The following is a 16,390-nucleotide window of genomic DNA, read 5'->3' on the forward strand; positions in this document are numbered from 1 at the left end:
GCGCTGTGCCGGTACATCCGGCACTACGATGGAACCTTCCACGCCCGCAGCGCCCATCCTGCCTACCAAATCAAGCCATCACGGCTTTCACTTGGGAGGCCCGACGCATCCTCATGGGGAACAAGGGGAACTCAATGTCGTTCATCGGCCGTGACATGGCTATCGACCTCGGGACTGCCAACACGCTGGTGTACGTCAGGGGGCGCGGCATCGTTCTGAACGAGCCGTCCGTCGTGGCCATCAACACCAACACCGGCGGAATTCTGGCGGTCGGCGCCGAGGCCAAGAAGATGATCGGCCGTACGCCCGGCAACATCGTCGCCGTACGGCCTCTGAAGGACGGCGTGATCGCCGACTTCGAGATCACGGAGCGGATGCTCCGCTACTTCATCCTGAAGATCCACAAGCGCCGTTACCTGGCCCGCCCCCGGGTCGTGGTCTGCGTGCCCTCCGGCATCACCGGGGTCGAGCGACGCGCCGTGATCGAGGCGTCGACGCAGGCCGGCGCCCGCCAGGTGCACATCATCGAGGAGCCCATGGCGGCGGCCATCGGCTCGGGCCTCCCGGTCCACGAGGCCACCGGCAACATGGTGGTGGACATCGGCGGCGGAACCACCGAGGTCGCGGTGATCTCGCTCGGCGGGATCGTCACCGCCCAGTCCATCCGGGTCGCCGGCGACGAGCTGGACAACGCGATCATCCAGCACATCAAGAAGGAGTACTCGCTCCTCCTCGGGGAACGCACCGCCGAACAGATCAAGATCACCATCGGCTCGGCGCACGCCCTGGAGAAGGACGAGCACACCGAGATCCGCGGCCGGGACCTGGTCTCGGGCCTCCCCAAGACCGTCGTCATCTCGGCCGGTGAGGTCCGCAAGGCCATCGAGGAGCCGGTCAACGCGATCGTCGACGCGGTCAAGACGACGCTCGACAAGTGCCCGCCGGAGCTGTCCGGCGACGTCATGGACCGCGGCATCGTCCTCACCGGCGGCGGCGCGCTGCTGCGCGGCCTGGACGAGCGGCTGCGCAACGAGACGGGCATGCCGATCCACATCGCCGAGGACCCGCTCGACTCGGTGGCGCTCGGCTCCGGCAAGTGCGTCGAGGAGTTCGAGGCGCTGCAGCAGGTCCTGGACGCCCAGCCCCGACGGTAGTAACACCACGGCCCTCCGCGCGGACGCTGCCGCTCCGCGCGGAGGACCGCCGACATACAGGCACGATCATTCCTACGAGGAAGGCACGGCCGCCGCACTGTGAGGGACACACGAGAGAGCCGGCTGCTCCTGGTGCTGCTGATCGCCATCGCGTTCGCGTTGATCACGGTGGACATCCGCGGCGGTGAGGCGTCACCGGTGGACGGCGCCCGGCAGGCCGCCGCCACGGTCTTCGGACCCGTGGAGAACGGCGTGGCGTCGGCGGTCGACCCGGTGGGCAACGCCATAGGGGCGGTCCGCGCCTCCGGCAGCCGCCACGACAAGATCGCCGCGCTGGAGAAGCAGAACGCCGAGCTGAAGGCGAAGCTCGGCAGCGACGACCGCAACCGCAGCCGGGTCCGCCAGCTGGACGAGATGCTGAAGAAGTCGGCCACCGGCCAGTACGGCATCAAGGCGGCCGAGGTCATCGCCATAGGAGCGGCCCAGGGCTTCTCCTGGACGGTCACCATCGACGCGGGCTCCAAGGACGGCGTCAAGCGCGACATGACCGTCCTCAACGGGGACGGGCTCGTCGGCCGCGTCACCACCGTCGGCCCGGACACCGCGACGGTGCTCCTCGCCAGCGACCCCGACTTCACCGTGGGCACCCGGATGGAGTCCACCGACGAGCTGGGCTTCGCCACCGGCCAGGGCTCGCGCCCGCTGGCGGTGCAGTTCCTCAACGGCAAGGCCCGGGTCAAGAAGGGCGACCGGCTCGTCACCTTCGGCTCCAGCAAGGACAAGCCGTTCGTGCCCGGCGTCCCGGTCGGCGAGGTCGTCCGCGTCGACCCCTCGGGCGGCGACCTCACCCGGACCGTCTACGTCCGCCCCTACGTCTCCTTCACCAAGCTGGACATCGTCGGCATCGTCGTCCAGGCCCCGCGCGAGGACCCCCGGGACATGGTCCTGCCGAAGAAGCCGAAGGCGCCCGCCAAGCCGAAGCCCACGCCGACCGTGACCGTCACCATCTCGCCCAACGGCGACATCGTGGACACCGAGGGCAACGTGGTCGGCAACATCCACGAGAGCCCCAGCCCGGACCCCAGCGGGAACGCCACTTTGAACGCCGACAACGCGGTCAACGAACAGAGGTAGAGCTGATCCCCATGCACGTCAACCGGACCCTGCTCTCCATCGTTCTGGTCGTCTTCGCCCTCGTCGTCCAGGTCTCCGTGCTCGCCCGGCTCCAGCTCCCCGGCGCCGTGCCCGACCTGCTGCTCCTGGTCGTCCTCGGCCTGGCCTTCGTGTACGGGCACGTCGCGGGCGCCCTCATCGGCTTCGGCGCCGGCCTCCTCGCGGACCTGGCGCCCCCGGCCGACCACGCCGCCGGGCGCTACGCCCTGGTGCTCTGCGTCATCGGCTACCTCGCCGGCCTGGCCCGGCCGGAGAACGGCCAGCTGAAGTCCGCGTTCCTGCCGATGGCCGTGGTCGTCGCCGCGGCGATCGGCTCGACCCTGCTGTACGCGGGCGTCGGCGCGCTCGTCGGCGACACGGCGGCCCGTCACGTGGGCCTGGGCAGCCTGCTGTTCACCGCCGCGGTGTACGACCTCCTCCTGGCGCCGTTCACCGTGCCGCTGATCATGGCGCTCGCCAGACGCACCGTGAACGACCCCGTCACCGAGTCCTCCTCGGGAAGCGGCGACGTGGCGGCCGGCTGGCTGGCGGCGGGGACCGGGCTGCGGATCGGCAGCCAGCGCGGCGGACTGCGCGTGAAGGCGGCCCGCACCCGGGCGGCACGCGCCGGACGGATCAAGGGAGTCAAGCGACTGTGAGGCAGCATTCCGCCGGGCCCCGCCCCCGGACCACCACCGGGGGCGCCCCGTGAGCAACATCCCCGAGACGGGACGCACCCAGCGCGTCCAGATCCGGCTGATCGTCATCCAGGTCCTCGTCTTCTCGCTGCTCCTCACCCTCGGCGGGCGCCTCTGGTACCTCCAGATCCGCAACGGCCAGGAGTACTCGGACGAGGCGAAGAACAACCACGTCCAGCAGGTCGTCCAGCCCGCCGCCCGCGGCTCCATCCTCGACGCGCGCGGCGTCCCGCTCGCCGACAACGAGACCCGCCTCGTGGTCTCCGCCAGCCGCACCGAGCTGCTGAAGATGGACGACGACGGCAAGGCCGTGCTGACCCGGCTCGCCGACGTGCTCGGCATGAAGCCGAAGGACGTCTTCGACAAGGTCCGCCTCTGCGACGCCAAGACCCCGCAGCCCTGCTGGAACGGTTCGCCCTACCAGCCGATCCCGGTCACCGACGAGGCCACCACCCAGCAGGCCCTCACGATCCGGGAACGCGCCGAGGACTTCCCCGGCATCACCGCGGAGCCCACCGCCGTCCGCCGCTACCCGGCGCCCGGAAAGGCCAACACCGCCCAGGTCCTCGGCTACCTCTCACCCGTCACGGACGAGGAGATCACCAAGGCCCAGGACAGCGACTCGCCGTACCTGCGCTCCGACATGGTCGGCCGCTCCGGCCTGGAGCGCACGTACGACAAGGAGCTGCGCGGCAAGGCGGGCGTCACCCGCTACGAGGTCGACAACCTGGGCCGGGTCATCGGCGAGGCCAAGAACGACGAGGCGGAGGCCGGCGCCAGCGTCGTCACCTCCATCGACGCCCGCGTCCAGGCCGTCGCCGAGTACGAGCTCAACGACGCGATGAAGAAGGCGCGCCTGGAGTTCGACCACAACACCGGCGAGAACTACAAGGCGGACTCCGGGGCCGTCGTGGTCATGGAGGCCAAGACCGGCCGCGTCGTCGCCATGGCGTCCCTGCCCAACTACGACCCGAACGCCTGGGTGGGCGGCATCTCCGCCAAGGACTACGCCAAGCTCACCGGCAAGAAGTCGAACTTCCCGCTGCTGAACCGGGCCATCCAGGGCCAGGCCGCCCCCGGCTCCATCTTCAAGGTCGTCTCCTCGACCGCCGCGGTCAACGCCGGCTACCCCTTCGACGGCCACTACCCCTGCCCCAGCTCGTACTCCATCGGCAACCAGGTCTTCAAGAACTTCGAGTCCCAGGGCTACGGCGACATCACCATCGGCCGCGCCCTGGAGGTCTCCTGCGACACCGTCTACTACGCCCTCGCGCACAAGGAGTGGGCGAAGGACGGCGGCAACAACCCGAAGAAGAACCCCAAGGACTGGTTCTACGAGACCGCCCACCAGTTCGGCCTGGGCAAGACGACCGGCATCGACCTCCCCAACGAGGTCAGCGGCCGTGTCCCGGACCGCCAGTGGAAGAAGAACTTCGCCGCCGCCAACCACGACGCCTGGTGCAAGCAGGGCAAGAAGGACGGCACCTACGTCGAGAAGATCGCCTACGAGAACTGCCTCGAAGGCGACAAGATGCGCGCCGGTGACGCCGTCAACTACTCCATCGGCCAGGGCGACACCCTCGTCACCCCGATCCAGATGGCCACCATCTACGCGGCCATCTCCAACGGCGGCACGCTCTACGACCCGACCGTCGGCAAGGCGATCGTCAGCGGCGACGGCAAGGACGTCCGGATGATCGAGCCCACGTCGCACGGCAAGCTGCCCTTCACCAAGAAGACGCGCGACGAGATAGACGAAGCCCTCGCGGGTGTCGCGACCCGCGGTTCGGCCGCCTGGCGGTTCGGCGGCTGGCCGCAGGACAAGATCCCGATGCACGCCAAGACGGGTACCGCCGAGGTCTACGGCAAGCAGACGACCTCCTGGTTCGCCACGTACACCAAGGACTACTCGATCGTCATGACGATCTCCCAGGGCGGTACGGGTTCCGGCGCGTCCGGGCCCGCCGTCCGCAACATCTACAACGCGCTGTACGGGCTCGACGCCACCGGCAAGCAGGACCTCAAGAAGGCCCTCCTGCCGACGCCGCAGAAGGGGCTGCCGGAAATCCGGACGGACGGCACCATCGACGCCCCGACGATCAAGCCGTACAACCCCGCCTCGGAGAAGCCCGCCGCCGAGCAGACGCTCGCCGCGGTGCTGGGGAGGCGCGACTGATGGCCGGATTCTCCGTCCCGCGCTACGGCCCCGAGCGGTCCGGCTGGAGCCGGCTCCTGGCACGCGACTCCGTCGTGCGCCGGCTCGACTGGCCCCTCCTCGGCTCGGCGGTCGCGCTCTCCTTCATCGGCTCGCTGCTGGTCTGGTCGGCGACCCGGGGACGCGACTCGCTGACCCACGGCGACCCGTACTACTTCCTCTTCCGGCACGCGCTCAACACCGGCATCGGCATGGCGCTGATGATCGGCACGGTCTGGCTCGGCCACCGCACCCTGCGCGGCGCCGTACCGATCCTCTACGGGCTGTCCGTGCTCCTCGTCCTGGTGGTCCTCACCCCGCTGGGCGCCACGGTCAACGGCGCCCACGCCTGGATCCTGCTGCCCGGCGGCTTCTCCATCCAGCCCTCCGAGTTCACCAAGATCACCATCATCCTGGGCATGGCGATGATCCTCGCCGCCCGCGTCGACGCCGGCGACCAGGTCCACCCCGACCACCGCACGGTCGCCAAGGCCCTCGGCCTCGCGGCGCTCCCCATGGTCATCGTCATGGGAATGCCGGACCTCGGGTCCGTGATGGTCATGGTGGTCATCGTGCTCGGGGTGCTGCTGGCCTCCGGCGCGTCCAACCGCTGGGTCTTCGGGCTCCTCGGCGCGGGCGTGGCCGGGGCGGTCGCCATCTGGCAGCTCGGACTGCTCGACGACTACCAGATCGCCCGCTTCGCCGCCTTCGCCAACCCGGCGCTCGACCCCGCCGGCGTCGGCTACAACACCAACCAGGCCCGCATCGCGATCGGCTCCGGCGGCCTGCACGGCACCGGCCTCTTCCAGGGCACCCAGACCACCGGGCAGTTCGTCCCCGAGCAGCAGACCGACTTCGTCTTCACGGTCGCCGGTGAGGAGCTGGGCTTCCTCGGCGCCGGGCTCATCCTCGTCCTGCTCGGCGTCGTCCTGTGGCGCGCCTGCCGCATCGCCCGCGAGACCACCGAGCTCTACGGCACGGTCGTCGCCGCCGGGATCATCGCCTGGTTCGCCTTCCAGTCCTTCGAGAACATCGGCATGACGCTCGGCATCATGCCGGTCGCCGGACTCCCGCTGCCGTTCGTCTCCTACGGCGGCTCCTCGATGTTCGCCGTCTGGGTGGCCATCGGCCTGCTCCAGTCGATCCGGGTGCAACGGCCGATAACGGCCTGAGCGGTTCCCGGCGGCGGCGCGTTAGATTCGTCGTATGGCCGACTCCAAGCGCGAGATCGAGCGGAAGTACGAAGCCACGGACGCCACCCGGCTGCCCGACCTGGGCCGGGTGGCCGGCGTCGGGTCCGTCGCCCGCGAGGGCGCCATGGAACTCGACGCCGTCTACTACGACACCGAGGACCTGCGCCTCGCCGCCGCCGGCATCACCCTGCGCCGCCGCACCGGGGGCGCCGACGCCGGCTGGCACCTGAAACTCCCCGTCGCCGAGGGCGTCCGCGACGAGATCCGGGCCCCGCTCGGCGAGCACGTGCCGGACCGCCTCGCCGCCCTGATCCGCTCCCGGGTCCTCGACGCCCCCGTCGTCCCCGTCGTCCGGCTGGTCTCCGTCCGCGACGTCCACGTGCTCCTGGCCGGCGACGGCACCCCGCTGGCCGAGCTCAGCGTGGACGAGGTCCTCGCGGAGCGGCTGCACGGCGGCCACCGCACCGCCGCCTGGACCGAGATCGAGGCCGAGCTCGCCGACGAGGGCGACCCCGCCTTCCTCGACACCGTCGGCCGCGCGCTGGAGGAGGCCGGCATCCGGCCCTCCACCGCCCCCTCCAAGCTGGCCCGCGCGCTCGCGGAGACGGGCCCCGCCCCGGAGCGGGACGCCCCCGCGCGACCGCACACCGCGGGCGACCACGTCCTGCGCTACGTACACCGGCAGGCCGAGGCGATCGTGGCGCTCGACCCGGCCGTACGCCGGGGGCTGCCGGACTCCGTGCACAAGATGCGCGTCGCCACCCGACGGCTGCGCAGCGCCCTGCGCACGTACCGCCGGGTCCTGGACCGCGAGGCCACCCGCCCCCTGGGCGCCGAGCTGAAGTGGCTCGCGGGGGAGCTGGGGATCGCCCGGGACCGGGAGGTCCTGGACGCCCGGCTGAGCGCCCGGCTCGACGAGCTGCCCCGCACGATGGTCATCGGGCCGGCCAGGGCGCGGCTGCGCCTCCGGTCGGCGGCCGAGCACGACGACGCGCGCGGGCGCACGACCGCCGCCCTGGACTCCGCGCGCTACCTGGACCTGCTGCGGGCCCTGGAGGCGCTGCTCGCCGCTCCGCCGCTGCTGCCCGGGGCCGCCGTCGCGCCGGGCGACGAGCTGGCGCGCGCGGTCCGCAAGGACCACAAGCGCCTCGCCGGACGGGTGGCGCGGGCCCTGGAGCTGCCGCCGGGGCCGGACCGGGACGCCGCGCTGCACAGCGCCCGCAAGGCCGCGAAACGGGCGCGGTACGCGGCGGAGGCCGCCCGCCCCGCCCTCGGCAGGCCGGCCCGGAAGGCCGCCAAGCGACTCAAGGCCGTACAGAGCCTCCTCGGCGACCACCAGGACGGCGTGGTCGCCCGCGAGACCCTGCGCGCCCTCGCCGTACAGGCGCACGCGGCGGGGGAGCCGTCGTTCACCTGGGGACTGGTGTACGGACGGGAGGAGGCGGCCGCCGCCGCGACCGAGCGCGAGCTGCCCGGGGTGTGGCACCGGGCGCACCGGGCCAGGATCCGGCGGGCGCCGGGAGGCTGAACAGCGAGGTACGCTGGATGGTCACCCCTGCCGGCTCTCGAAAGTTCGCGATGTCTGTCGATTCGGTCTTCCCACAGCTCGAAGCTCTGCTCCCGCATGTGCAGAAGCCCATCCAGTACGTCGGCGGTGAGCTGAACTCCACCGTCAAGCCGTGGGACGAGTGCGACGTCCGCTGGGCCCTGATGTACCCGGACGCGTACGAGGTCGGGCTGCCCAACCAGGGCGTCATGATCCTTTACGAGGTACTCAACGAGCGCCAGGGCGTCCTCGCCGAGCGCACCTACAGCGTCTGGCCGGACCTCGAAGCGCTGATGCGCGAGCACCAGGTGCCGCAGTTCACCGTGGACAGCCACCGCCCGGTCAAGGCGTTCGACGTCTTCGGGCTCAGCTTCTCCACCGAGCTGGGCTACACCAACATGCTCACCGCCCTGGACCTGGCCGGCATCCCGCTGGCGGCCGAGGACCGCGGCATCGACGACCCGATCGTGCTCGCGGGCGGCCACGCCGCGTTCAACCCGGAGCCGATCGCGGAGTTCATCGACTGCGCGGTCATCGGCGACGGCGAGCAGGCGGTCCTGGAGATCACCGAGATCATCCGCGCCTGGAAGGCCGAGGGCCGCCCCGGTGGTCGCGAGGAGGTGCTGTTCCGCCTGGCGAGGACCGGCGGCGTGTACGTCCCCGGCTTCTACGACGTCGAGTACCTCCCGGACGGCCGCATCGGCCGCGTCGTACCGAACAGGTCGGGCGTGCCGTGGCGGGTGTCCAAGCACACCGTCATGGACCTCGACGAGTGGCCCTACCCGAAGCAGCCCCTGGTCCCGCTCGCCGAGACCGTCCACGAGCGGATGTCCGTGGAGATCTTCCGCGGCTGCACCCGCGGCTGCCGTTTCTGCCAGGCCGGCATGATCACGCGCCCCGTGCGGGAGCGAAGCATCACCGGCATCGGCGAGATGGTGGAGAAGGGTCTCAAGGCGACCGGCTTCGAGGAGGTGGGCCTGCTCTCCCTCTCCTCCGCCGACCACACCGAGATCGGTGAGATCGCCAAGGGCCTCGCGGACCGCTACACCGACGACAAGATCGGCCTCTCGCTGCCGTCCACCCGCGTCGACGCGTTCAACGTGGACCTGGCCAACGAGCTGACCCGCAACGGCCGCCGCTCCGGCCTCACCTTCGCCCCCGAGGGCGGCTCCGAGCGCATGCGCAAGGTCATCAACAAGATGGTCTCGGAGGAGGACCTGATCCGCACGGTCGCGACCGCCTACGGCAACGGCTGGCGCCAGGTGAAGCTGTACTTCATGTGCGGGCTGCCCACCGAGACCGACGAGGACGTCCTCCAGATCGGCGACATGGCGGTCAACGTGATCGCCAAGGGCCGCGAGGTCTCCGGCCAGAACGACATCCGCTGCACGGTCTCCATCGGCGGCTTCGTGCCCAAGCCGCACACCCCGTTCCAGTGGGCCCCGCAGCTCAGCGCCGAGGAGACCGACGCCCGCCTCGGCAAGCTCCGGGACAAGATCCGCGGCGACAAGAAGTACGGCCGTTCGATCGGCTTCCGCTACCACGACGGCAAGCCCGGCATCGTGGAGGGCCTGCTCTCGCGCGGCGACCGCCGGGTCGGCTCCGTCATCCGCGCGGTGTACGAGGCCGGCGGCCGGTTCGACGGCTGGCGCGAGTACTTCAGCTACGACCTGTGGATGAAGAGCGCCGACGCGACGCTCCCGGAGTTCGGCGTGGACGTCGACTGGTACACCACCCGCGAGCGGACCTACGAGGAGGTCCTGCCCTGGGACCACCTCGACTCGGGCCTCGACAAGGACTGGCTCTGGGAGGACTGGCAGGACTCGCTGGACGAGACCGAGGTCGAGGACTGCCGCTGGACCCCGTGCTTCGACTGCGGGGTGTGCCCGCAGATGGACACCTCCATCCAGATCGGCCCGACCGGCAAGAAGCTGCTGCCGCTGACGGTCGTGAAGTGAGCCGCGCGGTGGTCGCGGGCGTGTGACAGCTCGGTGACGATGGCCCGGTCCGGGGAAACTCCGGGCCGGGCCTTCGCGTCATGGGGGACATGGAACAGGGAAAGCACCGGGCGCCGGCGGAGTACGGCGCGCACCAGGCGCCCGCGCACTACGAGGGCGGCGACGGCTGCCTCACCACGGTCATCCGGATTCCGGTCCGGATCGTGGTGCTCCTCGTCGTCCTGCCGGTACGGATGGTGTGGGACGCCCTCGTCGTCACCGCCCGGGCCGCCGAACGGGTGCTCTTCCGCCCGCTCGGGCGCGCCCTGGCCTGGCTCTTCGACGTCCTGGTGGCGACCCCGGCGGGGTGGCTGTGGCGGTACGTCTGCGTCCCGCTGGGGCACGCGCTGGCCTGGCTGGCCCGCGCGGTGTTCGTGTGGCCGTGGGTCGCGCTCTGGCGTTACGTCGTGGTGCCCGTGGTGCGGTACGGGATCGTGGTGCCGCTCCAATGGGTGTACGCGCACCTGCTCACCCCGCTCGGACACGGGCTGCGGTGGCTGTACCGGGAGGTGCTGGTCCCGGCGGCGCGGTGGCTGGGCTCCGCCCTGAAGTGGCTGCTCACCATGGTGTTCGTCATGCCGGTGGTGCTGGTGTGGCGGTACGTGCTGGTGCCCGTCGGGCTCGCCGCGGCCTGGCTGGTCCGGTACCTCGTGGTGGTGCCGCTCGGCTGGGTGTACCGGCGGGTGCTCACCCCGTTGGGCCACGGCATCGTCTGGGTGCTGGATGTGGTGATCCGGGGGGTCGAGGCGTTCTTCCGGGGCATCGGCATCGCCCTGCGGTGGCTCGTCGTCGTGCTTCTCGTCACGCCCGTCGTCTGGGTTTACCGGCGCGTCCTGGCCCCGGTCGGCCGGGAGATCGCCGCCGCGCTCGGCGTCGCCTGGCGGGTCGCCGGATACCTCTCCCGGGCGGTCGGCCGGGCGCTCGCCTGGCTCGCCCGGAATCTGATCGCGGCGCCGGTGCGCTGGGCGTATCGCACGGTGTGCGTCCCGGTCGGCCACTTCGTGCGCGACGCCTTCCTGGCACCCGTGGGGCGGGCCCTGCGCGCGGTGGGCCGCACCACCCGCGAGACCCTGCGCGCGGCCCGTGAAACGGTCCGCCGGGCCAGGCGCGACGCCTGGCGCGCCCTGGTCGGCGCGCCCGCCGAACCAGAGCCCGGGGAACCCGGAAGCCCCCTTGCGCGTACTCTGGGTAGTGCAACGACCGTGCCCAGCGCGGCGCCAGGACCAGAGTTCTCCCCGCTCCCGGAGAAATCCGCACAGCAGGGGTGAGCCGGACCGGGCCCCCCGGGCCACCCGCATTTCGAGGGCGGCGCGCCACCGCGCCCGCCCCGCACCGAGGAGAAGAACCACTGGGCAAGCGACAGCCCGAAGGCCCGCCGCCCGCACCGGCGGTGCAGCGCATCCGACTGCGCTACACCAAGCGCGGCCGCCTCCGGTTCACCAGCCACCGCGACTTCCAGCGTGCCTTCGAGCGGGCGCTGCGCCGCTCCCAGGTGCCCATGGCCTACTCGGCGGGCTTCACCCCGCACCCCAAGGTGTCATACGCCAACGCCGCCCCCACCGGTACGGGCAGCGAGGCCGAGTTCCTGGAGATCGCGCTCACCGAGCCCCGCGACCCGGGCGTCCTGCGTGAGCTGCTCAACGACTCCATGCCGGACGGCCTGGACATCACGGACGCCGTCGAGGCCCGCACCTCGGGTCTCGCCGAGCGGCTGACCGCCTCCGTCTGGGAGATCCGCCTGGACGGGGTGGCCCCGCAGGAAGCGGAGAAGGCCGTGTCCGCCTTCAACGCGGCCGAGACCGTCGAGGTCGAGCGCCGCACGAAGAACGGCATGCGGGCCTTCGACGCCCGTTCCGCCGTGGTCGACCTGCGGACCCTCGGTCTTCCGGCTGATAGGTCCGGTGACAGGGCCTGTGCGATACTGCGCCTGGTTGTTCGGCACGTGACACCTGCCGTACGGCCTGACGACGTCCTGTCCGGTCTCCGCGTTGTGGCCGACCTGGCGCCGCCGGTCCCGGCAGCGGTGACCAGGCTGGCGCAGGGGCTCTTCGACGAGGAGTCCGGCACGGTGACCGACCCGCTCGCGCCCGACCGCGAGGCAGCCCCGGCCGCATCAACCACGGCCACCGGGACCGCCGTCGCGACGGCGCCGGAAGGTGCAGGTTCCGCGTAAGGCGGTCGTCGTAGCGCAGCCCTCGCGCTCGGGAGCCACCTGGGCCGGGCCGCGCGCTGACCCATAAGACTTTCGCCAGGCCGTCCGCACACCGCGTACGGAACCGGCGAGCCAAGATTCAGCTCCCGTGCGGCGCCCGCGCCCCGGACGGCGGCGCCGCGGGCCACCCGCGGACCGAGCCGGACCGGAATCAGGTGCGGCGCCCGGGAGCGCGACGGGAGAAACGCCCGCATGCCCCAGCCGAACGAACCCGGCACCGCCGGGAACGCAGAAGACAACAACACCCCCGGGGACAAGCTGCCCCCGCGCCGCAGGCGGCGCGCCGCCTCCCGCCCCGCCGGCCCGCCGTCGGCCGGGGCGCAGGCCGCCACCGACGCGCCGGCCATACCGGCCGTTGACGCCGCAGAGTCCCCGAGCAGCGCGGAACCGGCCGCCGAGGCCGCCCCGGCCCGTCCCCGCCGTCGCGCGGTCCGCAAGGCCACGTCCCCGGCCGGTGCGCCGAAGGCCGCCGAGCCGGCCGAGACCGTGGAGCCCGTGCCCGCCGAACCGGCCGCCGCCGAGCCCGCCGCGGAACCGGCCGCCGAGGCCGCCCCGGCCCGTCCGCGCCGTCGCGCGGTCCGCAAGGCCACGTCGCCCGCCGGTGCGCCGAAGGCCGCCGAGCAGGCCGAGACCGTGGAGGAGGCCCCCGTGGGGGAGAGCCCCGAGCCCGCCGCCGAGAGCGCCGCTCCGGCCCGCCCGCGCCGCCGTGCCGTGCGCAAGGCCACCTCGCCCGCCGGCGCGCCCAAGGCCGCCGAGCCGGTCGAGATCGTCGAGGAGGCGCCCGTGGTGGAGCCCGTCGCGGAGCCCGCCGCCGAGGCCCCCCGACGCCGCCGTGCCGTGCGCAAGGCCACGTCGCCCGCCGGTGCGCCGAAGGCCGCCGAGATCGTGGCGGAGGCCGAGGAGACCCCCGAGCCGGTCGCCGAGGCCGCTCCCGAGCCCGCTGAGGCCCCCCGTGGCCGCACCCGCCGCCGCGCCTCCGCGCCGGCCGGTGCCCCGCAGGCCGCCGCGCCCGTGGAACCGGCCGCCGAGGTCACCGACGAGACGGAGGAGGCCGAGGAGACCGAAGAGGTCACCGAGCCGGTTGCTACCGAGCCGGTCGTCGCCGAGCCGGCCGCCGGGGCCCCCCGTGGCCGCCGCCGCGCCGTGCGCAAGGCGACCTCCCCGGCCGGTGCGCCGAAGGCCGCCGAGGAGCCGGCGGCCGAGGCGCCCGTCGAGACCCAGACCGGCGAGAGCCTGCCCGAGGCCGCCGTGGAGGAGCTGGCCGCCGAGCCCGTCGAGGTCGAGGAGGCCGCCCCGCGCGGCCGTCAGCGCCGCCGGGTCACCGCCGCCGCCGGCCGCCCCGAGTTCACCGCCGAGCCGGAGGAGCCCGCGCGCCGTAGCCGCAGGGCCACCCGCCCGGCCGTCGCCGTCTTCCAGGCGCCGGTCTTCGCCGAGCCGACGTTCCAGACCCCGGAGACCGCGGCAGCCGCCGCTGCCGCCGCCTCGCACGAGGTGGAGCCCGAGGAGGAGGCCGCCCCGGCCGAGGAGCGCACCGCGCCCGCCGAGACCGCTGCCCAGGGCGGTAACCGCCGCCGGCGCCGCCGTCGCGGTGAGGCCGCCGAGGCCGCTGAAGCCGACACCACCGAGGCCCGGGCCACCGCCCCGGCGCAGGAGCGGGCCGAGGACGAGCAGGAGCCGGAAGGCGCCGAGTCCGAGGCCGAGCAGGACGGCGAGGACACCGACGAGTACGGTGACCGCCCGTCGCGCCGCCGTCGCCGGGGCGGCCGTCGCCGTCGCCGGGGCGAGGCCGCCGAGGACGAGGGCACCGAGCAACGGACGGACGACGAGGCCGCCGACCGGGCCGAGGACGAGCCCGAGGCCGCGCAGGAGCCCGGGGACGAGGCCGACGAGGAGGACGACGAGCGCGAGTCCGCCGCCTCCGCCACGAGCAGCAGCCGCCGTCGCCGGCGCCGCCGTCGCCGCAGCGGTGACGCGATGCCCGAGGCCGGGAACGGCCCGGACGACCCGGAGCGCACCGTCGTCAAGGTCCGCGAGCCCCGCAAGAAGGAGGAGCGGGAGCCCGGCACCGGCTTCGACGAGGTCCAGTCCATCAAGGGCTCGACCCGCATGGAGGCCAAGAAGCAGCGCCGCCGCGAGGGCCGCGAGCAGGGCCGCCGCCGGGTGCCGATCATCACCGAGGCGGAGTTCCTGGCGCGCCGCGAGGCCGTCGAGCGCGTCATGGTCGTCCGCCAGAGCGGCGAGCGCACCCAGATCGGCGTCCTCGAGGACAACGTGCTCGTGGAGCACTACGTCAACAAGGAGCAGGCCACCAGCTACGTCGGCAACGTCTACCTGGGCAAGGTCCAGAACGTGCTGCCGTCCATGGAGGCCGCCTTCGTGGACATCGGCAAGGGCCGCAACGCGGTGCTGTACGCCGGTGAGGTCAACTTCGAGGCGCTCGGCATGGCCCACGGGCCCCGCCGTATCGAGACCGCGCTCAAGTCCGGGCAGTCCGTCCTGGTGCAGGTCACCAAGGACCCGATCGGCCACAAGGGCGCCCGCCTGACCAGCCAGGTCTCGCTGCCCGGCCGCTATCTGGTCTACGTGCCCGAGGGCTCGATGACCGGGATCAGCCGCAAGCTGCCCGACACCGAGCGCGCCCGGCTCAAGACCATCCTCAAGAAGATCGTCCCCGAGGACGCGGGCGTCATCGTGCGCACCGCCGCCGAGGGCGCGAGCGAGGACGAGCTGCGCCGTGACGTCGAGCGGCTGCAGCAGCAGTGGGAGGACATCCAGAAGAAGGCGAAGGGCACCGGCAGCTCCAACGCGCCGACGCTCCTCTACGGCGAGCCGGACATGACCGTCCGGGTCGTCCGCGACATCTTCAACGAGGACTTCTCCAAGGTCATCGTCAGCGGCGACGACGCGTGGGAGACCATCCACGGCTACGTCTCGCACGTGGCGCCCGACCTGACGGACCGGCTGTCGCGGTGGACCTCCGAGGTCGACATCTTCGCGACGTACCGGATCGACGAGCAGCTCATGAAGGCGCTGGACCGCAAGGTCTACCTGCCGAGCGGCGGATCGCTGGTGATCGACAAGACCGAGGCGATGGTCGTCGTCGACGTCAACACCGGCAAGTTCACCGGCCAGGGCGGCAACCTGGAGGAGACGGTCACCAAGAACAACCTGGAGGCGGCCGAGGAGATCGTGCGCCAGCTGCGGCTGCGCGACCTCGGCGGCATCGTGGTGGTCGACTTCATCGACATGGTGCTGGAGTCCAACCGGGACCTGGTGCTGCGGCGCCTGCTGGAGTGCCTGGGCCGCGACCGTACGAAGCACCAGGTCGCCGAGGTCACCTCGCTGGGCCTGGTCCAGATGACCCGCAAGCGGGTCGGCCAGGGGCTGCTGGAGTCCTTCTCCGAGACCTGTGTCCACTGCAACGGCCGCGGTGTCATCGTCCACATGGAGCAGCCCACGTCCGTGGGCGGCGGTGGCGGCGGCAAGCGCTCGAAGAAGCGCCGCGGCGGCGGCCAGGACCACGAGCACGGCCACGACCACGGCCACGAGCACACCGAGGCCGAGACCGAGGCCGAGGTGGCGGCGGAGGTCGCCGCGCCGGTGGCCCTGCCCGAGCCCGAGTTCGTCCCGGACGAGGAGCTGTACAGCAGCGCCGCCGAGGCCGAGGCCGCCGTCGCACGCGGCCGTGGCCGCCGCCGGGCCACCCGCAAGGCGTCGGCCCCGGCCGGCGCCCCGGCGACCCCCGCCACCCCGGTGGAGGAGGCCGTGGCCGAGCCGGTCGCCGAGCCGGAGCCCGTCGCGGCCCCGGAGCCGGTGGCCGAAGAGGCGCCCGTGGAGGCCCCGCAGGGCCGGACGCGCCGTCGGGCGACCCGGAAGGCGACCGCCCCGGCGGGCTCGCCCGCCCCGGCCGAGGCGACCGTGACCGAGGCGGCCCCGGCGGAACCGGCCGAGCTCGCGTCGCCCGCCGAGGAGCCGGCCCCCGGCCCCGACCCGGTGGCCGCCGAGGACCCGGTGGTCGAGGCGTCGCACGCCGAGGCCCCGGCCGAGGAGCCGGCCGCGCCGCCGCGGGTCCGGCGCCGTGCCACCCGCAAGGTCAGCGCGCCCGCCGGTTCCCCTGCGGGCGCCGAGGAGGCCGCGGTCGTCGTGGTCGAGGCCCCCGAGGCCCCCCCCGGCCCCCCCGGCCCCCCCCCCCCCCGCGGGCCCCCCCCCCCCCCGCGGCCCGCCGCGGGCCGCGGCCCGCCCGG

At 72.9% G+C, this 16,390-nt stretch carries 10 protein-coding genes; all 10 read left to right on the top strand.

Annotation, left to right across the window (positions count from 1 at the left end):
* Nucleotides 1-134 precede the first annotated feature (134 nt).
* Entirely contained in the window at nt 135-1,154 is a 1,020-nt protein-coding gene (locus FKN01_RS30395) for a rod shape-determining protein (protein WP_143625874.1), read from the top strand.
* 99 nt (nt 1,155-1,253) lie between these two features.
* Nucleotides 1,254-2,288 (top strand): rod shape-determining protein MreC, encoded by a 1,035-nt coding sequence (mreC, locus tag FKN01_RS30400; RefSeq protein ID WP_143625875.1) that lies wholly within the window; start codon nt 1,254-1,256, stop codon nt 2,286-2,288.
* A gap of 11 nt (nt 2,289-2,299) precedes the next feature.
* Entirely contained in the window at nt 2,300-2,965 is a 666-nt protein-coding gene (gene mreD / locus FKN01_RS30405; RefSeq protein ID WP_143625876.1) for a rod shape-determining protein MreD, read from the top strand.
* A gap of 49 nt (nt 2,966-3,014) precedes the next feature.
* On the top strand, nt 3,015-5,180 hold the full coding sequence (gene mrdA, locus FKN01_RS30410) for a penicillin-binding protein 2 (protein WP_143625877.1): 2,166 nt from the start codon (nt 3,015-3,017) through the stop codon (nt 5,178-5,180).
* Entirely contained in the window at nt 5,180-6,370 is a 1,191-nt protein-coding gene (gene rodA / locus FKN01_RS30415) for a rod shape-determining protein RodA (RefSeq protein WP_143625878.1), read from the top strand. Before mrdA ends, rodA begins: the two co-directional genes overlap by 1 nt.
* A 34-nt stretch (nt 6,371-6,404) precedes the next feature.
* Complete coding sequence (locus FKN01_RS30420) at nt 6,405-7,919, top strand: CYTH and CHAD domain-containing protein (protein ID WP_143625879.1); 1,515 nt, start codon at nt 6,405-6,407, stop codon at nt 7,917-7,919.
* A gap of 50 nt (nt 7,920-7,969) precedes the next feature.
* Nucleotides 7,970-9,895, top strand: coding sequence for a TIGR03960 family B12-binding radical SAM protein (locus tag FKN01_RS30425; RefSeq protein ID WP_143625880.1), 1,926 nt, complete (start codon nt 7,970-7,972; stop codon nt 9,893-9,895).
* An 89-nt stretch (nt 9,896-9,984) separates the two neighbouring features.
* Nucleotides 9,985-11,202, top strand: a complete 1,218-nt coding sequence (locus FKN01_RS30430; RefSeq protein ID WP_143625881.1) for a hypothetical protein — start codon at nt 9,985-9,987, stop codon at nt 11,200-11,202.
* 122 nt (nt 11,203-11,324) lie between these two features.
* Complete coding sequence (locus tag FKN01_RS30435; RefSeq protein ID WP_143625882.1) at nt 11,325-12,107, top strand: TIGR03936 family radical SAM-associated protein; 783 nt, start codon at nt 11,325-11,327, stop codon at nt 12,105-12,107.
* 231 nt (nt 12,108-12,338) lie between these two features.
* Nucleotides 12,339-16,390: ribonuclease E/G (locus FKN01_RS30440; RefSeq protein ID WP_260697077.1), on the top strand; the 4,052-nt coding region annotated here is incomplete at its 3' end.

This window comes from Streptomyces sp. 130 (assembly GCF_007096885.1).
GTDB lineage: Bacteria > Actinomycetota > Actinomycetes > Streptomycetales > Streptomycetaceae > Streptomyces.